Origin of the sequence: Bradyrhizobium retamae (assembly GCF_001440415.1) — a bacterium.
In the GTDB taxonomy this organism is placed as follows: domain Bacteria; phylum Pseudomonadota; class Alphaproteobacteria; order Rhizobiales; family Xanthobacteraceae; genus Bradyrhizobium; species Bradyrhizobium retamae.
This window is the reverse complement of sequence record NZ_LLYA01000090.1, coordinates 24,516-46,555: the sequence shown is the minus strand read 5'-3', so window position 1 is coordinate 46,555 and position 22,040 is coordinate 24,516. Positions and strand designations below refer to the sequence as shown.

The window sequence follows — 22,040 nt, the reverse complement described above, 5'->3', positions numbered from 1 at the left end:
GACGCTGCAAAAGGTGAGATGCCGCTGAACGAGAACAGTGCGGCAATCAGATGCCGCACTTTCCATTACCCTTATCGACATCCTGATGTGGCGGCCTCTTGCGAGGCCGGACCCACGCGCCTACCGCGTCAGCGGCTCGATCGTCACGGTGCAATCGCCGCCTTGCATGGCGACAACGATCTGTCCATCGGACGCACCCAATGCAATCGGGTTCGTCGACCCTGCACCGCCCGGCGCACGAACGGTTACGCTGATCGAATCTTGCGGCGCGGTCGAACCAACTGTTGTGGGCGAGACTTCGGTAACATTGCCCGCGGTATCCCGGCGCATGATACGGCAAGGCGCTCCGCCGGCCTGGGCCATCGCGTCAGCCCCACGTCCACCACCGGCTGTCTCGCCGCCCGCTGCGCGAATGCGCGACGCGTCGCGCGGGATCTGGCTTACGATCCGTTGCGTGCCGGGTTCAACGATCACGATTTCCTCCTCGGTCGTGAAGTAGTCATAACCGCGGTACCGCGGCTCGATCGAGACGATCGCCGCCGGCAGCCGCTGCACGCGCACGTGCCGCGGGATCCGCTCGCCTACCCGGATCGAGATGTTGAGATTGCGCTGGGGCGGCGCAAGACGCTCGCGGGTTAGCGTCTCGGAGATGCGTACCTGCTTCTCGGTCGAGATCTGCTGGCGGTCTTGCGTCTGGGTGGTCTGGGTCTGTGTCCGCGTGGTGTCAGTCGCGGTGCCCGGCCGGTCGGTCTCCTTGCCCTGCTCAGCCGCATCCTTCGAGGTTCTGTCCCGTTGATCGCGGCTCGGCTCCTTCTGCGTGGTGGTTGTGCCCTCGCGCTCCTTTTGGGACGTCGTTGTTCCGCTCTTAGTCCTCTCGGACTCGGCAGTGCCCTTGGTTCTGTCTTTGGCACTGTCCTTAGCGCTCTCCCTGGCATCCCGACCGCGGTCGGCCTCCCGATCACCCGGGCGGGCGCCCTTGGTTTGCTCCGTGGCTCTCTTCGCGTCATCTCCGCGGCCACGTTTGCTCTCATCGCTAGCAGCCGCGGGACGCTCGGACGCGGGTGCCGCCTTGCTCCTTTCCTCCGTCTGCCGAGGGCCGGCTCCTCTTTCCTCACGACCCGCCGGACCTTGAGCCTTCTGCTCAGCACCCTTGGCGCGTTCCTGCGCCCGCTCGGCGCCGCGCTCTTGCGATGCAGCACCCTTGCCACGATCGCTCGGCTGCATCTGCTTCGGTTCCTCACTTCTTCCGCCCGGGGCCTGACCATGCGACAGCCCCGGTGCCAGCATCAGGCAGATAACTCCAGTCGATAACAATAGCTGCTTGCGCATCTTGACCTCCTGCAATCGGACCCTGCGCAAGCGAACGTTCCCCGGGCATGGAAGGTTCCATCCAGGGTGAGTAATGCCTCCGTTGGCTGATCGCGGACTGGCGCGGCCGTCCACCACTACAGCCCCATCGGGTCCGTCTCTTACCCGCGCTTCGCCTCGATCACGCAGATTTCCGAGCCGGGCATCGGAGTGGTCCGCTCCAGCGAGAGGCCGGCAGTTTCAAGCAATGTCCGATATTCCTGTTCAGTGCGCTCCTGCCCGCCGGGCATCGCTAGCATGTTCATGTCGGCCATCGCTATTCGCTGATGTATCGGCGTTGCCACCACCCTCTCCGGCATGACGCGCTCGATCAGCAGCACCTTGCTCGTCTGATGCATGGCCTTGCGGCAGTTGCTCAGAATCGCCACACTTTGCGCATCGTCCCAATCGTGGACGACGTACTTCAAAATATAAGCGTCGGAGGCCTCGGGCACCGAGCGGAAAAAATCACCGGCGATAGTTTCACATCGCGCGGCAACGCCGGCATCGGCAAGGTACTGCGGCGCTTGCGCAATTCCGCTGGGCAAATCGAACACTGCGCCGCGGGCGGCCGGGTTGGCAGCGAGGATCGCAGCCATCAAGGTGCCGTTGCCGCCACCGATATCGACGATGTTCTGGAACTGAGAAAAATCGTACGTCGAAACCAGTAGCTCAGTAACCCGCCTGGTATTTTCGGCCATCGCCGTATTGAAGATGACGGCCTCGTCCGGATTGGCGGCCAGATATTCGAAAGTGCCTACGCCGTAGACGCGACGCGTGCCGGATTCGCCGGTTCTCACGCTGTGAAGGAGCTCGCCCCAGGATTTCCAGGCACGCTCGCCGCCGAACATCAAGGCGACGTTTCGCATCGAGCCGGGCACATCCGACCGAAGCTGGCTTCCCGCAGCCGCCAACGCGAAGTGTCCGGATTCCAGTTCCTCGACCAGACCGATGCTGGCCAAGGCGCGCAGCAGCCGGCGAAGCGGGGCCGGTGCCGTATTGGTTTCTCGCGCCAGAGCGTCGGCGGTCTTCGCCTCAGTCGCAATCAGGTCGGCGATGCCAAGCTCAGCCGCCACATGAACCACGCGCGCCGGCATGTAGCCGGTGATCAGCGGCCACAAAGTTGTCGACGGCGTGGCACCTGAACTGCTTTCTGGTACGGACATCGCTCGACCTCCTCGATTCGCTTCCGGCAATCGCCACACGATCAGCGGGCTGGCTTGTCGCTCGACACGATCTTGCGCACCTTCGTGCGCTGCTCTTCAATGGCACTGGCGAAGTCCGCGGGCATCAAGATGCGGACCTCAACGCCAGCCGCCCGCAGACGCGAACTGATTTCCGAATTTCTGCCCACGGCAGCGACTTCGTCGGCAATCTTATCGCGAACCGCAGCCTTCAAATTGCGCCCACCGAAGAAGCCCACGATGCCCTCGAAGGTCAGCTCCGGAAATCCAGCTTCTTCCGCAGTCGGCACATCCAAGGCGAGCGGCGAGCGTTGCCGATTAGTGACCATAAGCAATCTTGCTTTGCCGCTTGCGACCGCCGGCAGCATGAAGGACGGCGTCGTCACCAACACCTGAATCCGATTTTCGGCGAGATCCTGCACGGCCGGCGCAAAATCACGATAAGGCACTTGCGTTAGCGTCAGTCCGTTCTTCTTCTGGAGCGCTAGAAAGATATATTGCGGCAGACCCGCGGTTGCGGCCCAGTTAAATCGCTCGGGAGAAGCCCGCGCCGCCGTGATGAACGAATCCATCATCTGCACCCCGCTCGACGTCGACACCGCAATTCCGAAGAAATTGTCGACCGCGGCCGCGATCGGCACCAGATCGCGAACCGGGTCGTAAGGCAGTTTGTCGTGGATCAACGGATTGATCGAGATCGGCCCTGCGAATGAAAACAGCAACGTATGGTCATCATTGGCATTGACGAAACTTGTGACGCCCACAATGCCATCAGCACCGGGACGGTTGTCGACGACCACGGGCTGTCCCCACCGTCGAGAAAGCTCCTCGGCGAAGAGCCGCGCCGCCACATCAGTGCCGCCGCCGGCAGGAAGCGGCAGAATGATTTTGACGGCGCGTTGCGGCCAGGGTTCGGCGCGAACCGGCTCCGAGGTGCAGACGATTGCCGTCGCAAACAGGAAGATCAGATTGAAGAGTACTCTACGTAGCATGGCTTGGCCTCCCTTTTTTCTGTGGAGATTTGACCGATCCGCGCTTGCGCCGTCCGCCCCCGGGGCGTGCGTGCACTCGATTGGCTTCCACCACGCGCACCAGCATGTCGAGAAAGAGTTCCCTCTCGCCGGCCTTCAGCGACGTCAAAATTCGATCGTTGGCCTGGCGAACCCGCGGAATACACATGCGCCGCAGTTTCCGGCCCTCGGGCGTCAGTTGGAGTTCGCGAGCCCGGCGATCGGCGCTGTTAACCGTCCGCATCAGAAGGCCGCGCGCTTCAAGCTTGTCGGCGATGAGGCTGACGTTGTTTCGATCGATTCCCAGCGCTTCTGACAGCGTTTGCTGGCTGATGCCGGGCACGTCATCGACAAATGCCAGCAAGGCAAACTCAAGCTGCACCAAGCCTGCGTCCTCCAGCGCCTCGGCGATCATGCTCTGGCAGATTTGCTGGAGCCGTCGCACCAGCGGCGCCAAAATGCGGCGGAGTGGAACGCCGCCACGCCCGAGGATCAGCGGTGCAGGCTCGTAGCGGGGGTTTTTGGCTGCAGAATGCATGCAGGTCCGATATCCTCAAATATTTGATGATCATATCTATGACGATTTGGGTTGTCAATTGCTTTGCCTACAAGCTTAGTCGGCTGCTCTAGCTGCTGATGCGACGAGTCACATTCCCAGCCGGTCTCGCACCCTGCCCGCCAGCACCGCAGCGGTGACGCCGAGCGGCCAGAACGCGTGCATCGCCATCGGCTTGATGCCTGAGATCGGCATATCGATCACGGCATCTCTGCCGCCGGCGAGACGGCGCGCGAGCTGTGCGCCCATCGCGGTCGAGAGCGCGACGCCGCGGCCGTTGCAGCCGAGCGAGATCAGAAGATTCTCCGCCGGCTCATGCAAATGGGGATAATGATCGGGCGTGATCGCGAGCCGACTATTCCAGCCGTGCGTCCAGGTCACGCCTTTCAGCCGCGGCCACAGCCGTTCGGCATAGCGGATAAGATAGGCGACATCGCCAGGCTTGCTGATCCAGCGCATCGGCCCGCGTCCGCCCATCAGCAATCGATTATGCGCATCGATCCGGTAATACACCGTGATGTGACCGCTCTCGTACAGCACCGAGCGCGTCGGCATGATCTCGCGTGCGACCTCCTCGGATAGAGGCGCCGTGGCCGCAATCGATGAAAACACCGGCACGATGGTGCGGCGCAGGCCCGGCCACAGATCGTCCGTGAATCCGTTGGTGGCCAGCAGCACTTTTTCGGCGCGCACGATCCCGCGCGGCGTCTCAACGCGCCAATGCGCGCCTTCACGCGACAAGGAGAGCGCCGGCGTCTCGCCATGGACGGCTGCGCCGGCCGCGATCGCGGCGCGCGCCAACCCGCGCGCATAGCTCAGCGGATGCAAATCGCCGCCACGATCGTCCAGCATGGCGCAGAGATAGCGGTCAGTGCCGGTGATCTCCCGCATCTGCTCGCGGTTCAGCAGTGTCACCGGCATGCCGCGCCGGATGCACTGCCTTGCCGTGTTTTCGATTGCCCTGGCGCTCGCCTCGTTATACGCCGCGCGCAGCGTGCCGTTCTGCCTTGCTTCGCAGGGAATCTGGTAGCAGCGGATCAGGTCGAACGTATAGTTGGTGGTGCCGTAGGAAAACGCGATCATGCGGCCGCCGAGCTCTGCGCCGAAATCGACCTCGATCTGGTCGGGGTCGTGCTTCAGCCCCGGATTGACCTGGCCGCCATTGTTACCCGAGGCGCCCCAGCCCGGCTGTTGCGCTTCCAGCACGATCGCATTCACGCCCTGCTCGGCCAGATGCAATGCGGTGGACAGCCCGGTGAAACCGCCGCCGATGATTGCGACCGCAACGTTCTTGTCTCCATCGAGCGGCGGCGTCGGTGCCGGCGCGACCGCCGTATCGGCGTAGAGACTTGGCGGCAGCGGCAGTCGGATGGGTGCATTCATGCTGCGAACTCAGAGCGGATGCAGCACGCGCCGCAAAAAATCCTGCGTGCGCGCATGCTGCGGTTGATTGAGCACGGACTTCGCTGGCCCCTGCTCGACGATCACGCCGCCATCGATGAACAGCACGCGGTCGGCGACATCTCCTGCAAATCCCATCTCGTGGGTGACGACGACCATGGTCATGCCGTCGTCGGCGAGCTTGCGCATCACCGAGAGCACGTCGCCGACCAGCTCGGGATCGAGCGCCGAAGTCGGCTCGTCGAACAGGATCGCCTTCGGCTGCATCGCAAGTGCGCGGGCAATCGCGACGCGCTGCTGCTGACCGCCGGAGAGTTGCGGCGGATAGCTGTCGGACTTTTCGGCAAGCCCCACCTGCGCCAGCAGCGCGCGGCCACGCTCCAGCGCCTCGGCGCGCGGCTCCTTCTTCACATAGAGCGGTCCCTCGACGACATTTTCGAGCGCGGTACGGTGCGGAAACAGGTTGAAGCGCTGGAACACCATCGAGACTTGCGTCCGGATCGCAACGATCGAGGGCGCGCTGCGATCGACCCGCGCACCTTCGACGAGGATGTCGCCGCGGTCATAGCTCTCCAGCCCGTTGATGCAGCGCAGGATGGTGGATTTGCCGGATCCTGACGGGCCGATGACACAGACCACCTCGCCCTTCTCGACGGAAGCCGTGATGCCCTTGAGCACCTCGACCTTGCCAAAACTCTTGTGAACGTTGGTGAGTTCGATCATTTCTGGTCCCCGCGCTTCTCGAAGTGACGGACCAGAAGGATGAGCGGGATGCTCATGGTGAGATACATCAGCGCCACAAGCGTGAACACGCTGGTGTTCTTGAAGGTGGAGGATGCGATCAGCTTGCCCTGCAGCGCGAGCTCGGCGACCGTGATGGTCGAGGCTTGCGACGAATCCTTCAGCATCATGATCATGATGTTGCCGTAGGGTGGCAACACGATCTTCACCGCCTGCGGCAGCACCACGCGGCGCATGGTCTGCCACCAGCCCATGCCGATCGCCTGCGCCGCCTCGATCTGCCCCTTGTCGATCGCCTCGATGCCGGCGCGGAAATTCTCCGCCTGGTAGGCCGAATAGGCGATGCCGAGGCCTAAGATCGCCGCCTGCAGCGCCGTCAGCGTGAGGCCGAGTTCGGGCATCACGAAATAGAGATAGAACAGGAGCACGATGATCGGAATGCCGCGGATCACGTTGATCAGCCCGGCGCTGAAACCTGAGAAAACGCCGATGCCGGATACCCGCATCAAGGCCCAGACCAGGCCGAGCGCGGTCGACAGCAAGAGCGAGCCGATGGTGACGATGACCGTCAACGCCACGCCGCTCATCAGGATCGGCAGGAACTCGGTCGCGTCGCGCCAGAACGCCTGCATCAGGCACCCTGCGCCTTGAGGCCCCATTTATCGAGGATCTTTTCGACCGTGCCGTTCGCCTTCAGCTTCGCCAGCGAGGCATTGATCTTGGCGAGCAGCTCGGTATCGCCCTTGCGCACGCCGATGCCGACAGAACCGACGGTCGCGGGCTTGTAGCTCTCGACGATGCGCGCCTCGGGGAAGCCACCTTGCTTCAGGTTATAGGCGAGGATCGGATAATCGGCGAAGCCGGCCTTCAGCCGGCCGGCGTTCACGTCGCGCAGAATATCGGGAATAGTGTCGTAGGCCTTCACCTCGCTGAACAGTCCCGACTTCTTCAGCGCATCGACGAACGCCGTGCCGACCTGCGCGCCGACCACTTCGCCTTTCAGATCGTCCTGCTTGGTGTAGGTCTTCGTATCGCTCTTCGGCACCAGGAGGCCTTCGCCATAGCTGTAAAACGGCTCGGAGAAATCGATCACTTCCTTGCGCGCGGGCGTAACGAACATCGCCGCCGAGATAATGTCGATCTTGTTCGAGGTAAGCGAGGCAATCAGGGTCGAGAACTGCATCGGCTCGATCTGAACCTGGAAGCCGGCGTCCTTGCCGATCTCGGTAATGAGATCGACCATGATGCCCTGAATGCTGTTGGTCTTGGTGTCGAGGAATGTGAAGGGTACGCCGGTCGGCGTCGAGCCCACCTTCAGCACCTTTTGCGCGGATGCCGGCATTGCGGCGGCGAGAACCAAGGCCGCCACCGCGGCCTGAACGAGACGCTTCAGAGCCATCGCACCACCTCCTGAAACTGCACGCCGCCCGGGCCCGCCCGCCTTAGACCAAAGAGTTGCGGGCAACGCCGTTCGGGCCTATTTTCACCAATATGAAATGGTGGTCACATTTCTCCGGGGTTTGCAAGTGATTTTCATGCACATGAAGGAAGCGTTGTGACGTGAGCGGCGGCAAGCGAATAAAGAAACCGGCGTTCAAGGCCAAGGCAAGGGCCAAGAAAAAGGCCGCCGGAAAGGCAACGGCCCGGCCGAAGGCGAAGACCGCCGTCAGGCCGGCCGAGCCGGCGATGGACCTTGCGGTCGGCCGCCGCATCCGCGACCTGCGCCGCGAGCACAGATTCTCGCTGGAGACGATTGCGGCGAAAACCGATCTGTCGATCGGCTTTCTCAGCCAGATCGAGCGCGGGCTGTCGTCGCCTTCGCTCCGCGTGCTGGCGACGCTGGCCGACGTGCTTGGCGTCGGCATCGCCGCGCTGTTCGGATCGCAGCCGAAAGACGGGGCGGCATCCGGCGGCGTGGTGACGCGCGAAATGCAGCGCGCCGAACTGAAACTGTGGCGGACCGGCATTTCCAAGCAATTGCTGAGTCCGGCGGGTACTGAGAACCGCCTCAATCTGTTTCTGGTGCACATGGAGCCCGGCGGCAACACCGGCGATGAGCTTTACACGCATGATGGTGAGGAGGCGGGGCTGGTGCTGGAAGGCGAGATGACGCTGACGGTCGACGCCGAGACCTGGTCGCTCAAGCGAGGAGACAGTTTTCGCTTTGCCAGCCGTCGCCCGCACCGCTTCTCAAATCCCGCGAAAGATGCGAAAGCGGTCGTGCTGTGGGTGAATTGCGTGACGCAGGCGTCATGAACAGTCTGGAACAACGGATGGATCAAGCCCGAGAGGATTGGAGCCCGCACAGCGCGCATTGGGGCGCCTTCGCGGCACGTTGGAATGGCGCGACGCTGGATATCAAGCCGTACGAGCACGATCCGGCGCCCTCCCCAATGTTGCAGAATTTCACCACGGCGATGCGCCACAAGGCCCGCATCCTGCGGCCGATGGTGCGCAAGGCATGGCTGGAGCGAAGCGCACCCGCTCCGCGCACCTTCGAACAGAAATTTGTCGCGTGCCCCTGGGACGAAGTGCTCGACCTGCTCGCAGGCGAATTGGCGCGGATCCGAACCGAATATGGCGCCGCCGCGGTCTATGGCGGCTCCTATGGCTGGGCCAGCGCCGGACGTTTCCACCACGCGCAGAGCCAGGTTCATCGCTTCCTGAACATAGCGTTCGGCGGCTATGTGCGTTCGGTGAACAGCTATAGCGCCGGCGCCTCGGCCGTGATCCTGCCGCATATCCTCGGCGGCTTCGAAGGCATCTCGCGCCACAACGTGACATGGGATCAGATCGCCGAGCACACCGATACGGTGCTGGCCTTCGGCGGCATGGCGCTGAAAAACTCGGACGTCGCAAGTGGCGGCATCAGCCGGCACATCGAGCGCGACGCGATGCAAAGGGCCGCGCGCCGCGGCGCCGTGTTCTACGGCATCGCGCCCTTGCGCGACGACATGCCGGAAGCGGCCGGCGCCCGGTGGATGCCGATCAAGGTCGGCACCGACGTCGCACTGATGCTGGCGCTCGCCCACAAGCTCCTCGTCGAGAACCTGTGGGACAGCGGCTTTGTCGCGCGCTATTGCACCGGCTTCGACATCTTTGAACGCTATCTGCTCGGCCGCGACGACCATACGCCAAAGGACGCGGCATGGGCCGCCGACATTACCGGCATTCCGGCCGACACAATCGTCGACATCGCCCGCCGGCTGCCGCGCGGACGCACCTTGATCACGGTCTCGCATTCCCTGCAGCGGGCGCAATATGGCGAGCAACCGGTATGGATGGGCGCGGTGCTCGCGGCCATGCTGGGCCAGATCGGCCTGCCCGGCGGCGGATATAATTACGCACTCGGTGCGCTCGGTCATACCGGCCGCCGTCTCAACGCGGTTCCGATCCCGACGCTGTCGCAAGGCAAGAATGGCACCGCCGAGTTCATCCCGGTCGCGCGTGTCGCCGACATGCTCCTCAGTCCGGGACAAACGTTCGAATACAACGGCCGCACGATGCGGTATCCCGACATCAAGCTGGTCTACTGGGCGGGCGGCAACCCCTTCCATCATCACCAGGATATCAATCGGCTACGGCGGGCCTTCAATGTCCCGCAAACCATTGTCGTGCACGAGAGCGCCTGGACGCCGATGGCGAAGTTTGCCGACATCGTGCTGCCGGCGACCATGACGCTGGAGCGCGACGATATCGGCGCCGCCGGCACCGATCCAAGGTTGGTCGCGATGCGCAAGGCCGTGGACCCGATTGGCGAAGCGCGCGACGATTTCGATATTTTTGCCGCGCTGTCGCGGCGATTGGGCGTCGAACAGGCCTTCACGGAAGGACGCGATACCAGGCAATGGCTGGCCCATCTTTACGAGCCGACGCGGCGGGCGCTTGCCGACGCCGGTTGGGATGCGCCTGACTTCGACGAGTTCTGGCGGCGCGGCGAACTCGCGCTGCCATCGGCCCCCGATGACGGCGGCTTTCTGCGCGCCTTCCGCAACGATCCTGTCAAGAACAAGCTGCCCACACCAAGCGGCAAGATCGAGATCTATTCGAAAACCATCGCAGGTTTCGATTACGACGATTGCCCGCCCCACCCGGCATGGCTGCCGTCAACCGAACTGCCGGATTCGCGCCACCCGTTGACGCTGATTGCCAACCAGCCGGCGACCCGGCTGCACAGCCAGCTCGACTTCGGTGCCTACAGCCAGTCCAAGAAAATTGCCGGCCGGGAAGTTGTCCGCCTCAATCCTGCTGATGCCGCGGGCCGCGGCATCAGCGACGGCGACATCGTCCGGCTGTTCAATGACCGGGGCGCATGTCTGGCCGCAGCCGCGGTTACAGAGGACGTCATGGCCGGCGTGGTGCAATTGTCCACCGGAGCCTGGTACGATCCGCAAGCCGGCACCGCAGGACATCCGCTCTGCGTTCATGGCAACCCGAACGTGCTCACCCGCGACATCGGCACCTCGCGGCTCGCGCAAGGTTGCTGCGGTCAGGTGACGGTGGTCGACTGCGAGAAGTACAGGGGATCGGTACCACCGATTAGGGCCTTCGATCCTCCCGAGCAGGGTTGATGCGGAGGGAACGACACGACACCGTCGTCATTGCCTGCGACAAACGCGAAGCGTTTGCGCAAGGAGCGACAGCGACGAAGCAATCCATCTATCCCCGCGCCGTGAGATGGATTGCTTCGCGGAGCCTGTCATCGGGCGCGCATTCGCGCGACCCGGTGGCTCGCAATGACGGTGGCGAGCGTTATGCGCCCTCACCCGAACCTGTGATCGTACCGACCCACGCTGAGCTCGCTCACATCGATATCCGGCCTCCGCCCCGAGATCAGATCTGCCAGCACCCTTCCCGAGCCACAGGCCATGGTCCAGCCGAGCGTGCCGTGTCCGGTGTTGAGGTGCAAATTGCTGTAGCGCGTCGCGCCGATCACTGGCGGTCCGTCCGGCGTCATCGGGCGCAAGCCGCACCAGAAGCTCGCTTTGCTCAAATCGCCGCCGCGCGGAAACATGTCGATCAGCGAATGGTCGAGCGTCGGCCTTCGCGCCGCATCGAGCGTATTCGAATAGCCGGAAATTTCCGCGGTGCCGCCGACGCGGATGCGGTCCCCCAGCCGCGTGATCGCGACCTTGTAACTCTCGTCCATCACGGTCGATACCGGCGCGCCATCGGGATCGATGACGGGGACCGTGATCGAATAGCCCTTCACCGGATAGACCGGAACAAAAACACCCAGAGGCTTGAGCAACCGCGGTGACCAGCTTCCGAGTGCTGCGACATAGGCATCGGCCTGCAACAAGCCCGCGCTGGTGACGACGCCGGTAATCCTGCCGCCTTCCGCGACCAGCCGCTCGATCGTGGTATTGAACTTGAACTCGACGCCGAGCTTCGCTGCTTCCCTGGCGAGCGCCTGCGTGAACATGTGGCAATCGCCGGTCTCGTCCTGCGGCAATCGTAGCCCGCCGACGAATTTGTCCTTCACGGCCGCGAGCGCCGGCTCCGCACCGATGCAGCCGGTGCGATCCAAAAGCTCGTACGGCACGCCGTATTGCTTGAGCACCGCGATATCGTCGCCGGTCGAGTCGAGCTGCTTCTGCTTGCGAAAGAGCTGCAGCGTGCCGCGGCTGCGCTCGTCATACATGATACCGATCTCGGCGCGCAGCGCGCGCAAGGAATCGCGGCTGTACTCGGCTATCGGGATCATCCGGCTCTTGTTGACCGCGTAGCGCTCTGCCGTGCAGTTGCGCAGCATCTTCAGCCCCCAGATCCACATGACAGGATCCAGCTTGGGCCAGATCACCAGCGGTCCGTGCCGCATCAATAGCCACTTGATCGCTTTGACCGGCACGCCGGGGCCGGCCCAGGGCGACGAATAGCCGGGCGATACCTCGCCGGCATTGGCAAAACTGGTTTCCTGTGCAGGCTCAGCCTGACGATCGACGACGACAACTTCGTGGCCGGAACGCGCCAGATAATAGGCTGTGGTGACGCCGATCACGCCACTGCCGAGAACGATGACTTTCACGATTCCTCACGCATCCGCCGCGGCACAATTGCCGCGGCTTCTGGCGCGCTGCTCCGATTGAAATCGGAACAGGGCTCCAGGTTTTGTCTTGACGCGTTTTCTTCAAGCGAACCGGGGTACACTTCGCTTAAAAACGCTATGCCTTGCGAGCAAGGATCAGGCCACACGCTTGATCGCGTCGCCGAGGATCGAGACGATGTCGTCGATATGGCTCTTCTCGACGATCAAGGGAGGCGACAGCGCAAAGGAATCGCCGCTCATGCGCAGGTAAAGCCCGCGATTGAAGCAATCCACCATCACGTCATAGCCCCGCGCGCCAACCCCGTCCTTGCGCGGCGCTACTTCGACCGCGCCCATCAGGCCGCAATTGCGGATGTCGATCACGTTCGGCAGACCTTTCAGCGAATGCAACGCATCGCGCCAGTATTCGGCAACCGACGCCCCGCGCGTCAAAAGCCCCTCGTCCTTGTAGATGTCGAGCGTCGCCAAGCCCGCGGCGCAGGCGGTCGGATGCGCCGAATAGGTGTAGCCGTGGAACAGCTCGATGGTGCCCTCGGGCCCGGTCATCAGCCCGTCATGGATCTTGCGGCTGGCAAACACCGCGCCGCAGGGGACGGTGCCGTTGGTGATGCCCTTGGCAGTCGTCATCATGTCGGGCGTAACGCCGAAATAATCAGCCGCAAACGGCGTGCCGAGACGGCCGAACCCGGTGATGACCTCATCGAAGATCAGCAGGATGCCATGCTTGTCGGCGATCTCGCGCAGGCGCTTCAGATAGCCCTTCGGCGGCGGCAGCACGGCGGTCGAGCCCGGCACCGGCTCGACGATGACGGCGGCGATGGTGTCGGCGCCATGCAGCGCCACCATCCGCTCGAGATCGTCGGCGAGCTCGGCACCATGCTCCGGCTGATCCTTCGCAAAGGCGTTGCGGGCGAGATCATGGGTGTGGCGGATGTGATCGACTCCGGGCAGATGGGTGGCGAACGCGCGGCGGTTGGCCACCATGCCGCCGACCGACATGCCGCCGAAGCCGACGCCGTGATAGCCGCGCTCGCGTCCGATCAGGCGCGTCCGCGTCCCCTGCCCGATGGCGCGCTGATAGGCCAGCGCGATCTTCAGCGCGGTATCGACCGACTCTGAGCCCGAATTGGTGAAGAAGACGCGATCCAGCCCCTTCGGCGCGATCTCGGTGAGCCGCTCGGCAAAATCGAACGCCAGCGGATGGCCCATGTTGAACGAGGGCGCGAAGTCGAGGTTCATCAACTGCCGTTCGACGGCGGCGGCGATCTGGCGGCGGCCGTGGCCGGCATTGACGCACCAGAGGCCGGCGGAGCCGTCGATCACCTTGCGGCCGTCGACGGTGGTGTAGTGCATGCCCTCGGCGGAGGCGAACAGGCGGGGCGTTTTCTTGAACTGCCGGTTGGCCGTGAAGGGCATCCAGAACGAGTCGGTCTGCAGGGTGTTCGGCTTCTGATGAAGGGTCACGGTCTAGCTCCTTTGCTGGCAGCTCAAGGGAGCACCGGGCCACGCTCGGGAAGCCACAACAAGTCCTTTTCTGCACTCCTGCAACCTATTGATTTTGCTAGCCCGGTGAGGGCATATTTGTTCGATCAGAAACAGCTGCAACAGGGATTTTCGATGAGCGTCGATATCGGTGGGCGACTCCGCTTCGTCCGGGCCCGCCACAAGCTGTCGCAGCGCGAGCTGGCAAAACGCTCCGGCGTGACCAATTCGACGATCTCGCTGATCGAATCGAACCAGATGAACCCGAGTGTCGGCGCGCTCAAGCGCATCCTCGACGGGCTGCCGATGGGGCTCGCCGAGTTCTTCGCGATCGAGCCGGAGCGGCCGCGCAAGGCGTTCTACCGCTCCGACGAACTGACCGAAATCGGCAAGCAGCCGATCTCCTACCGCCAGGTCGGCGACAATCTGTTCGGCCGCGCGTTGCAGATTCTCAAAGAACGCTATGAGCCGGGCAGCGACACCGGCCGGGTACCGCTGACCCATGACGGCGAGGAAGGTGGCATCGTGGTGAGCGGCCGGCTGGAGGTAACGGTCGACGACGAGCGTCGCATCCTTGATCCCGGCGACGCCTATTATTTCGAAAGCCGCCGCCCGCACCGCTTTCGCTGCGTCGGCGGAAAGCCGTGCGAGGTGATAAGCGCCTGCACACCGCCTACGTTTTGAGCGATAACATAAGCCCGCTGCAACGCTGTAATGGTCGCGCTAAATTACCATTGCGTTAATTTACAACTTGTGGTTTTTGTCGGTGCTCGTTGTAGATTGGATTGTTATGCGGCGTTTTGTATCGTGGGCGTTGGTACTCTGCCTTGTTGCTCAGTTCGGTGGATGCAAATCCTCGACGGTTTCCGAAGCGGCGCTTGAACCTCAGCCTCAATCCAATCAGCCTCAATCCAAGCCGCGTGATGCGCGACTTGCGAGATTGTATTTTCTGCGCGAGAAGGGACTTGTCGGCACCGAAGTGGGAATCAAGATTGACGGCAAGCCGGTTGGTTCGGTAGCCAAAGGATTGTATTTCTTTTTGGACAGACCGCCAGGACGGTACCGGATAGCCTGCGTGAATCCGATCTCCATGGATTATGAAACCGAAACAGAAATTGAGGGTGGACGAACTTACTATTTCGGCGTCGGTACACCGCAGGTGGCTGCGCCCGGCCAAAACCTTCTCAACCAGGCTCTTGCTGGCAGCAGCGGACAACAAATGCGGGCTACGTCCCCGCTTATGGCCGGCTTTTCTGGTGCGGCTCTCTATCAAATCGATGCAGCAGAAGGGGCTGCCGTCATCAGTCAGTTGAAGCCGCAATAGCGTCGTTTCCGACCGGGGCATTTGTTTGAGCATCTACTAGATCCCAAACTTGGATCTGCTCGGCCCGACGACGAGCGCCGCATTCTCGATCGGCACGACTATTTCGAAAGCCGCCGCCCGCACCGCTTTCGCTGCGTCGGCGGAAAGCCGTGCGAAGTGATCTCAGCCTGCACGCCGCCGACGTTCTGAGAAGCCAAGGCGCGTGCTTATAGATCCGCTGCAGCGCTGAATGGTCGCCTTCTCCGCCTTTGCGGCAGCACACATCGTAATCGCCCATCGGCATGTCCGCCAACAACGGACACTATGATTGGGGGCGGACGCTCAGGCTCCCTGCGCCGCAACAAAGGCCCTTGGCCACGCTGTGAAATGTTCTGCGCTGCCAGGAACGACCGCCGTAGCGGCCGAGTTAAGTCGGCGAAATTCACTCTTGTGAAGGGAGCCGAGCCATGGCCCGCGCAACAGCCCATCCGGATCATCAATGCATCTCAAGCGAAGACATTCATGGAACCGAGGTTTATGGAGCAGATGGGAAGAATATCGGCGAGATTGATCACCTCATCATCGACAAGGTCTCAGGTCGCGTAGCTTATGCCGTCATGAGCTTTGGTGGATTTGTCGGGTTGGGCCACAGCCATTATCCCATCCCGTGGAGCGCCCTGACATACGATACGTCGCTTGGTGGTTTTCGAACCAATATCACCGAGCAACAGCTAAAGGATGCGCCGGAGTTCAGTGATGACTCCTGGCAAGATCGAGACTGGGAAACGCGCACCCACCGGCACTACGGGATACCTACGTACTGGGAAGGGCGAGGCGGTCTATAACGCCAGGCAGCATCTGACGATCTCAGTTGTCTGTGCGTGCTGAGTCACTGAGGAGCCGGTCGACCAGATGCGGCAGGCGTTAGCCAAGTCCGCCTGATCAGCGGCTCTTCCGGCGATCCTGAACAAAGCGCGGCCGGACGATTTCGCGAACCGTTCCGATCAATACGATTGGTATGGAGCGGCGGAACTCCGGGACGGCGCAGCCTGAACGGCCGCGGATCGCGGCACAGCGTTTGAGTCATTGGATTTCCCGTCAGCGGCAAAAACCAGACGGCACGGCGTTAGAACCGGCACAATGTCGGGAACGCGACATAACGGGGCCGTTTCTTGATCTAGCGAGCCGATCTCAAAGGCCTCCCTTCGTGCCGAATGCAGAGAGGGACTGATCAAAACTCAAAACCGTAAGTTCGTCGGAGGCGCTCATGGATGGCTCTCGAAGCGAACGCGCACGCGCGCGTGCACGATATCTTTGGCACAAATTGCTCCTTTACCCGATGACTCTGAAGCCAAGCGTTTGCGCGAATTATCCATGGATTACATTCGGAGGCCGAAAGGCTCGAAATGGGACGTGTCACAACGAAGGAGTCCGGCGAACAAATCTCCGCAGTCCTGGATGCGATAGCCCGCGACTTTTTTGCTAGTGCAGTCCGCCGCCGCAATTAGTGATCGAAATAATGCCCGTCTGTGCGCCGCATGGTCGAGCGGCAGCAAAGGAAAGGCCAAGGGAGCGGCTGAACGATGTCACGCGCGCGGCACCTCGGCCTGTTTCGCCAGCGCGCTCGACAATACCAATTCAAGCTCCTGCCTGACGTCATCGAGCGGCTGGGCGCTGCGCGCGGCGCGGCACATCGCGACCGTTCCCTCCGTCGAGGCGATGACGAGTGCCGCCAGCCGCCGCGCGCGCGCGGGCGCCACGCCCTCGCGGCGCAGCGCCGTGAACATGATGCGCTGCCAGTCGGCAAACACGCCATCGGCAAGATCGAGCAGATGCCGTTGCGCGGCTTCGTCCGGCGCGCCGTCCTTCTCCGTCGCATCGTTGACATATTGCTCGACCGCGACCGCGAGCACCGGGCAGCCGGCCTGGAATTTCGACTTCTCCAGCGTCTGACGCCACAGCGCGATGAAGGCACGAAGCCCGGCGATGGCGCCGCGCGATTGGACCAGATGCTCCAGCGGCCCGCTGACCTGCTTGCCCGCAAATACCAGCGCGTCCTCGATCAACTGCTGCTTGCCCCGCGGAAAGTGATGACCGATCGAACCGCGCGGCGTGCCGGTGTGGCGGACCACCTCGCGCATGCTGGTGGCGGTGACGCCGCGGCGGCTCATCAGGTCGGCGGCGCCTGCCACCATCTTTGCGCGGGTATCTGACGTCATCGCGAATCTTCCTTGTCTGCTTAGTCGAATGCTAGAGTATGACGGTTGACATAGCCAGCCTCATGTGAAGTTATGACGTTCGTCATAGTCAGGAAACTGCCGACAAGAGGAGACGCGCGATGACGTTTATCCATGTGATGACGCCGCAGGGAAGGCTGAACGCCGATCAGCGGCGGGTGCTGGCAAAAACGCTGACGGACGCCGTGCTCGTGCCGGAGGTCGGCAAGCTGACGCCTGAAGCGCGCCGCGGCTATCAGGTGCATTTCGTCGAGCGCCCGCTCGACATGATCGCGCACGGCGGGGAATTGCTCTCGGACAAGCCCAGCGACGTGATGGTGCTCGACGTCGTGGTGATGGACTGCTGCTGGACGCGCGAGGATCGCGCTACCGTCATCCGCAGCATCCACGCCGCGCTGGCAGAGGCCTGCGGGATGAAGACGCCCTCGCCGGCCTGGTGGATCAATTTCCGTATCATCGAGGAAGGAAGCTGGGGGTCGCGCGGCGGCGTGCTGTCGTTCCTCGACCTGCTCGAACATGGCGCATCGCACTTTTCGCAGGAACGCGCCGCGGCAATCCGCACCGCGCTCGCCGTCAAATACGAGCGATAGACGCGCGCGCCCCGCACTGCATTTTTAGAACAATGAGGACGGAGAAGACCATGATCGCCGAAGGAACAATCCGCACCGAGATCCACGACCGCATCTTCAAGATCATCATCGACAACCCCGCCAAGAAGAACGCGTTCTCGCCCGCCATGATGGAGCAGCTGTCGGACGCGCTGACGGAGCTCCACAACAACGACGGCTATTGGGTCGGTGTCATCTGCGCCGAAGGCAAGGATTTCACCGCCGGCCTCGACATGCCGAAATTCTTCGGCCCCAACGCCGAGAAGCGGAATTTTAGGGAGGGCAATGTCGACGTCTTCGGCCTGCAGAAGCGCTGCAAGAAGCCGATCGTGTCAGCGGTGCAAGGCATCGTGTTCACCATCGGCATCGAGCTGATGCTGGCGGGCGACATCGTCGTAGCCGCCGACGACGCCCGATTCTGCCAGATGGAATCCAGGCGCGGCATCGCACCGCTTGGAGGTGCGCATTTCCGGTTCCTGTCGCGCACCGGCTGGGGCAACGCGATGTATCATTTGTTCCTGTGCGATGAATTCACCGCAGCGCGCGCTCGCGAGATCGAGCTGGTCCAGGAAGTCGTGCCGGCCGGCCAGCAAATCGAGCGGGCGATGGCGCTCGCCAAGATCATTGCCAGCAATGCGCCGCTCGGCATTCAGGCCACCAAGGAAGCGGCCCTTAAATATGTCGAGCACGGCGAGGCGGCCGCCATCGCCTACATCCCGAAAGTCCGCGAGCGCTTGCTCAACAGCGCCGATGCGCGCGAGGGCATTCAATCCTTCATCGAGCGCCGCGCAGCAGTGTTTCAGGGCAGGTAGGCGGGGGGCTGCCCGGCCCTCGTCCTGTCAGGATCGATTTCAACGAGTCGCGTTCTTCCACGATGAAGTCGAAGAACGCCGCGATCCGCGGGACGCGCCGGATATCCGGGTGGGCCAGGAGCCGCCAGCTTCGGGTCAGTTCGGGGATCGGCCCGAGAACGCGGACCAGATCCGGCTCCGCATCGCCGAGCGCCGTCGGCAGCGGGCCGAGGCCGACGCCGGATTTCACGGCCGAGACCAGCCCGAGCACACTGTTGTTGCGCACCGGCATATTGGCGCCGGGCGCGACTTCCTTCAGCCACTTGGCGGCGCGGTGGTTGGCGAGCGTCTCATCGAAGCCGATGAGCGGATGGCGCGACAGATCCTCGATGCGTTCGGGTCCGCCGTGACGCTCGACATAGCCATGGCTAGCATACACCGCCCAGATCGAGTCGGCGATCTTGCGGCCCACCAGCTCATCATCGGTATCACCTGAGCGGAAGGCGACGTCCACCTCGCCCTTTGACAAATCAAGATAGCGGTCGCTGGTGATGAACTCGACGCGAAGTTTTGGATAGCGGGCATGGAAGCGATCGATCAGCGCTGACTGCGTCATACGGAAAACGATCGGTTCGGGACAGGTGACGCGGATCACGCCCTTTAGTTCCTGCTCGACGTCGGTGGCCCGCCTTTGGAAATCATCGACCGCCGCCTCGATGCGCTCAGCATACTTCAAGAGCGTGTTGCCGTATTCGGTCAGGCGATAGCCGGTGTTCTGCCGCGTCACCAGGGCCCGCCCGAGCCTGCGTTCGAGTTCTTCGAGGCGGCGGTGCACCGTCGACTGGCTGGTGCCGAGCGCCTTGCCGGCCGCGATCGTGCTGCCATGGCGCGCCACGGCGAGAAAGTATTTCAGATCGTTCCAGTCGAACATCCGCCCATTATGCACTTCTGCGGCGGGGTTTAGCAATCTTGCGGCTCCCGCGGCGGACCAGCGGCCCGTAGGCTTCTTTGCTCTGAAAGCACTACGCGGTGCCTGACCGACAAGGAGCAAAACATGCGCAGTCATCTCGTCCCGGCCATTTTCCTGCTCGCCGGCCTCGGCGCCGGCTTCGGAAATCCCGCATCGGCGCAGCAGCACGGGGCGCCCGCGCCGAATATCGCCAAACCGAACATGGTGCTGCAGCAGGTCGTCGAGGGATTGCCAAAGGACGACAAGCAAACCGTGCGGGTGATGACCGCAACGTTCAAGCCGGGCGACAAGACCGTGTATCACACCCATCGCTTTCCGGTGACGGTCTACGTCCTCGAAGGCACCTTCACGCTTGAACTCAATGGCCGCCCACCGCTTAACGTCAAGGCCGGCGAAGCGATGGTCGAACCGCCGAACGTGCCTATGACCGGCTATAACCGCAGCGCCACCGAGCCGACCAAGGTGGTCATCTTTTACGTCAGCGCGAATGACACGCCGTTCCTGGACTTGCATTCGCATTAGGCGGCCTACCATCGCGACAGACATCGCCTAGAGCAGGGTCAGCAACAGAGCTAACCGCGAAAATCGATGCTGCGCAGGATGATGCCGGGCGGAGTCCCCTCGAACTCCCCCGCATCGAACTTGCGCGACGCGCATTGTTCGATGCGGTCGCGCAACCGAAGGAATTGTTCTTCACGCTGGCTGGTCGCCGTGCGCGAGGCATGCTCCAGAGCATCCATCGCGGAGGCGCTGACCGCGCAGGGTATTTCCCTCGGGCCGTCCATCATGGAAAACAGCAGCACCATGCGGTCGAACTCGTAACCGCGAATGTTTCCGCGTGCGAGTGCCATCGGGTGTTCCTCCCGGAGAGAAAGGATACTTGAGAAACGATAATTGCCTTGGCTTGTTCCTCATCTCTCCTGAAGGAGACGGGACAGGCGGTCTAGCATGCGCATCAAACCGCCACCCCTGATCAAATTCAAGCCATCGCCAGTCGTTGCCGCGCACGCATCAACAGCAGCACCATGATCGTGATGTTGAGCGCGTTCCACGCCAGCCCATTGGCGAACGCGGCGCCGTAGGAGCCGGTGGCGTCGAAGATCGCGCCCGAGATCCAGCCGCCGAACGACATGCCGAACACGGAAGCAAAGATCACGATGCCGACGCGGGTCGCCGCTTCGGAGGCCGGCATCGCCTCGCGCACGATGATGGCGTAGCTCGGCACGATGCCGCCCTGGAACAGGCCGAACATCGCCGAGATGACGTAGAGCGAAGTCAGGCTGTCGAAGAACAGATAGAACAGAAGCGCGGTGCCCTGCGCGAACGACCCGATCAAAAGCGTGCGGATGCCGCCGATCTTGTCGGCGAGAAAGCCGCTTCCGATCCGGCTGATGATGCCAAAGCCCAGCATCAGCGACAGCATTTCGGCGCCGCGCGCCACGCCATAGCCGAGGTCGCCGCAATAGGCGACGATGTGCACCTGCGGCATCGACATCGCCACGCAGCAGGCGATGCCGGCCAGCGACAGGATCGCGGTCAGCGCGTTGGTGGAGAGTTTTAGATCGACGCGCGGCGGCGCCGCGTTGTCGTGGTCGCGCTGTCCTCCCGCGCCCATCAGCATCCGCAAGCCGATCAGCGCCAGCGTCATCGCTACCGCCGTGAAGATGCCGATCGCGACATGACTGGTGCGCCAGCCGAGCTGCTCGATGCCGAAATTCACCAGCGGCGGCCAGATCGTGCCGCCGATGTAATTGCCACTAGCGGCAATCGCGACCGCGAGCCCCCTATAACGGTCGAACCAGTGCGAGGCTTCCGCCATCAGCGGCCCGAACGTGGCGGACGACGACAGCCCGATAGCGAAATGCACCAGGATAAAGTGCCAGATCGATGTCGACATTCCCGCGACGACATAGCCGAGACCCAAAATGCCGATGCCGAGCCCGATCGCGGTGACGATGCCGTAGCGGTCGGTGATCTTGCCGGTCAGCACCCCGCCGGAACCGAACCCGAGCATCACCATGGTAAAGGCCAGCGACGCGGTGCCGCGGCTCGCGGCAAACTCCGTCTGCACCACGGGCAGCGCGACCACCACGGACCACATGCCGACGCTGCCTAGCGAGCCGATCAGCACGGCCACGGCAAGCCGGATCCACGCCCGGCGCGAATCGGGAACGAACAGGTCGGAATCTCGGGAAAGCTCAGAAGAAATCACCACGGCATGCGGAACTTCGGGGTCAAATCGCCTAACGTCAAGCCACAATGCCGCGATGTTAGGCATGCAGTTGTGGTGGGGGGTCGTCGTCATTCCGGGGCACGCGCAGCGTGAACGACGGTGCGCAGTAGCGCGCCTGAGGAATCCCG

22 protein-coding genes and 1 pseudogene are annotated in these 22,040 nt (G+C 62.7%); 9 read left to right on the top strand and 14 right to left on the bottom strand.

Annotation, left to right across the window (positions count from 1 at the left end; all coding sequences use genetic code 11):
- Positions 1–120: 120 nt before the first annotated feature.
- The 8 genes from CQ13_RS11150 to CQ13_RS11115 form a co-directional block, all read right to left on the bottom strand.
- Entirely contained in the window at positions 121–1,329 is a 1,209-nt protein-coding gene (locus CQ13_RS11150; protein ID WP_057842949.1) for a DUF1236 domain-containing protein, read from the bottom strand.
- Positions 1,330–1,469: 140 nt separating this feature from the next.
- A complete protein-coding gene (locus CQ13_RS11145; RefSeq protein ID WP_057842948.1) occupies positions 1,470–2,513 on the bottom strand; it encodes a methyltransferase in 1,044 nt (347 codons plus the stop codon).
- A 41-nt stretch (positions 2,514–2,554) separates the two neighbouring features.
- Complete coding sequence (locus CQ13_RS11140; RefSeq protein WP_057842947.1) at positions 2,555–3,523, bottom strand: Bug family tripartite tricarboxylate transporter substrate binding protein; 969 nt, start codon at positions 3,521–3,523, stop codon at positions 2,555–2,557.
- Entirely contained in the window at positions 3,513–3,956 is a 444-nt protein-coding gene (locus CQ13_RS11135; RefSeq protein ID WP_197427305.1) for a MarR family winged helix-turn-helix transcriptional regulator, read from the bottom strand. Before CQ13_RS11135 ends, CQ13_RS11140 begins: the two co-directional genes overlap by 11 nt.
- A 231-nt stretch (positions 3,957–4,187) precedes the next feature.
- Positions 4,188–5,480, bottom strand: a complete 1,293-nt coding sequence (locus tag CQ13_RS11130) for an NAD(P)/FAD-dependent oxidoreductase (RefSeq protein ID WP_057842945.1) — start codon at positions 5,478–5,480, stop codon at positions 4,188–4,190.
- 9 nt (positions 5,481–5,489) lie between these two features.
- The gene (locus CQ13_RS11125; protein WP_057842944.1) at positions 5,490–6,221 is read right to left on the bottom strand and encodes an amino acid ABC transporter ATP-binding protein; all 732 of its coding nucleotides are present in this window, start codon (positions 6,219–6,221) and stop codon (positions 5,490–5,492) included.
- Complete coding sequence (locus CQ13_RS11120) at positions 6,218–6,871, bottom strand: amino acid ABC transporter permease (protein ID WP_057842943.1); 654 nt, start codon at positions 6,869–6,871, stop codon at positions 6,218–6,220. The genes CQ13_RS11125 and CQ13_RS11120 overlap by 4 nt, the downstream gene beginning before the upstream one ends.
- The gene (locus CQ13_RS11115) at positions 6,871–7,638 is read right to left on the bottom strand and encodes an ABC transporter substrate-binding protein (RefSeq protein ID WP_082637415.1); all 768 of its coding nucleotides are present in this window, start codon (positions 7,636–7,638) and stop codon (positions 6,871–6,873) included. The genes CQ13_RS11120 and CQ13_RS11115 overlap by 1 nt, the downstream gene beginning before the upstream one ends.
- Positions 7,639–7,799: 161 nt before the next feature.
- Here CQ13_RS11115 and CQ13_RS11110 point away from each other — a divergent pair, with 161 nt between their 5' ends.
- Positions 7,800–8,495: a cupin domain-containing protein gene (locus CQ13_RS11110; RefSeq protein WP_057842942.1), complete on the top strand. Its 696-nt coding sequence runs from the start codon at positions 7,800–7,802 to the stop codon at positions 8,493–8,495.
- Positions 8,496–8,512: 17 nt separating this feature from the next.
- Entirely contained in the window at positions 8,513–10,810 is a 2,298-nt protein-coding gene (locus CQ13_RS11105) for a molybdopterin-dependent oxidoreductase (protein WP_156433621.1), read from the top strand.
- A gap of 191 nt (positions 10,811–11,001) precedes the next feature.
- Here the strand turns inward: CQ13_RS11105 and CQ13_RS11100 are convergent, their stop codons facing one another.
- The gene (locus CQ13_RS11100; protein WP_057842940.1) at positions 11,002–12,267 is read right to left on the bottom strand and encodes a D-amino acid dehydrogenase; all 1,266 of its coding nucleotides are present in this window, start codon (positions 12,265–12,267) and stop codon (positions 11,002–11,004) included.
- 156 nt (positions 12,268–12,423) lie between these two features.
- Positions 12,424–13,752 (bottom strand): omega-aminotransferase AptA, encoded by a 1,329-nt coding sequence (gene aptA / locus CQ13_RS11095; RefSeq protein ID WP_057842939.1) that lies wholly within the window; start codon positions 13,750–13,752, stop codon positions 12,424–12,426.
- Between the two features lie 153 nt (positions 13,753–13,905).
- Here aptA and CQ13_RS11090 point away from each other — a divergent pair, with 153 nt between their 5' ends.
- The 4 genes and pseudogenes from CQ13_RS11090 (at position 13,906) to CQ13_RS11080 (ending at position 15,918) form a co-directional block, all read left to right on the top strand.
- Positions 13,906–14,454, top strand: a complete 549-nt coding sequence (locus CQ13_RS11090; protein WP_028347208.1) for a cupin domain-containing protein — start codon at positions 13,906–13,908, stop codon at positions 14,452–14,454.
- Positions 14,455–14,536: 82 nt separating this feature from the next.
- Positions 14,537–15,094, top strand: coding sequence for a DUF2846 domain-containing protein (locus CQ13_RS11085; RefSeq protein ID WP_197427304.1), 558 nt, complete (start codon positions 14,537–14,539; stop codon positions 15,092–15,094).
- Positions 15,095–15,160: 66 nt separating this feature from the next.
- Positions 15,161–15,283, top strand: a pseudogene (locus tag CQ13_RS40875) (cupin domain-containing protein); the annotation flags it as partial.
- Positions 15,284–15,540: 257 nt separating this feature from the next.
- On the top strand, positions 15,541–15,918 hold the full coding sequence (locus CQ13_RS11080; RefSeq protein WP_057842937.1) for a PRC-barrel domain-containing protein: 378 nt from the start codon (positions 15,541–15,543) through the stop codon (positions 15,916–15,918).
- A 741-nt stretch (positions 15,919–16,659) separates the two neighbouring features.
- Here the strand turns inward: CQ13_RS11080 and CQ13_RS11075 are convergent.
- Positions 16,660–17,292 carry a TetR/AcrR family transcriptional regulator gene (locus CQ13_RS11075; RefSeq protein WP_057842936.1) on the bottom strand — a complete coding sequence of 211 codons (633 nt, stop codon included), beginning with the start codon at positions 17,290–17,292 and terminating at the stop codon, positions 16,660–16,662.
- Between the two features lie 119 nt (positions 17,293–17,411).
- Here CQ13_RS11075 and CQ13_RS11070 point away from each other — a divergent pair, with 119 nt between their 5' ends.
- Together CQ13_RS11070 and CQ13_RS11065 are read left to right on the top strand one after the other, a co-directional pair.
- Positions 17,412–17,900 (top strand): tautomerase family protein, encoded by a 489-nt coding sequence (locus tag CQ13_RS11070; protein WP_057842935.1) that lies wholly within the window; start codon positions 17,412–17,414, stop codon positions 17,898–17,900.
- Between the two features lie 50 nt (positions 17,901–17,950).
- On the top strand, positions 17,951–18,730 hold the full coding sequence (locus CQ13_RS11065; protein ID WP_057843011.1) for a crotonase/enoyl-CoA hydratase family protein: 780 nt from the start codon (positions 17,951–17,953) through the stop codon (positions 18,728–18,730).
- Here the strand turns inward: CQ13_RS11065 and CQ13_RS11060 are convergent.
- A complete protein-coding gene (locus CQ13_RS11060; protein WP_197427303.1) occupies positions 18,693–19,676 on the bottom strand; it encodes a LysR family transcriptional regulator in 984 nt (327 codons plus the stop codon). The genes CQ13_RS11065 and CQ13_RS11060 overlap by 38 nt on opposite strands.
- A gap of 87 nt (positions 19,677–19,763) precedes the next feature.
- Between CQ13_RS11060 and CQ13_RS11055 the strand changes: the two genes are divergently transcribed.
- Positions 19,764–20,201 (top strand): cupin domain-containing protein, encoded by a 438-nt coding sequence (locus CQ13_RS11055; RefSeq protein ID WP_057842933.1) that lies wholly within the window; start codon positions 19,764–19,766, stop codon positions 20,199–20,201.
- Positions 20,202–20,251: 50 nt separating this feature from the next.
- Here CQ13_RS11055 and CQ13_RS11050 read toward each other — a convergent pair whose 3' ends face one another.
- Both CQ13_RS11050 and CQ13_RS11045 read right to left on the bottom strand, forming a co-directional pair.
- Positions 20,252–20,530: a DUF1488 family protein gene (locus tag CQ13_RS11050; protein WP_057842932.1), complete on the bottom strand. Its 279-nt coding sequence runs from the start codon at positions 20,528–20,530 to the stop codon at positions 20,252–20,254.
- 128 nt (positions 20,531–20,658) lie between these two features.
- Positions 20,659–21,858 carry an MFS transporter gene (locus CQ13_RS11045; protein ID WP_245309140.1) on the bottom strand — a complete coding sequence of 400 codons (1,200 nt, stop codon included), beginning with the start codon at positions 21,856–21,858 and terminating at the stop codon, positions 20,659–20,661.
- Between the last annotated feature and the right edge of the window lie 182 nt (positions 21,859–22,040).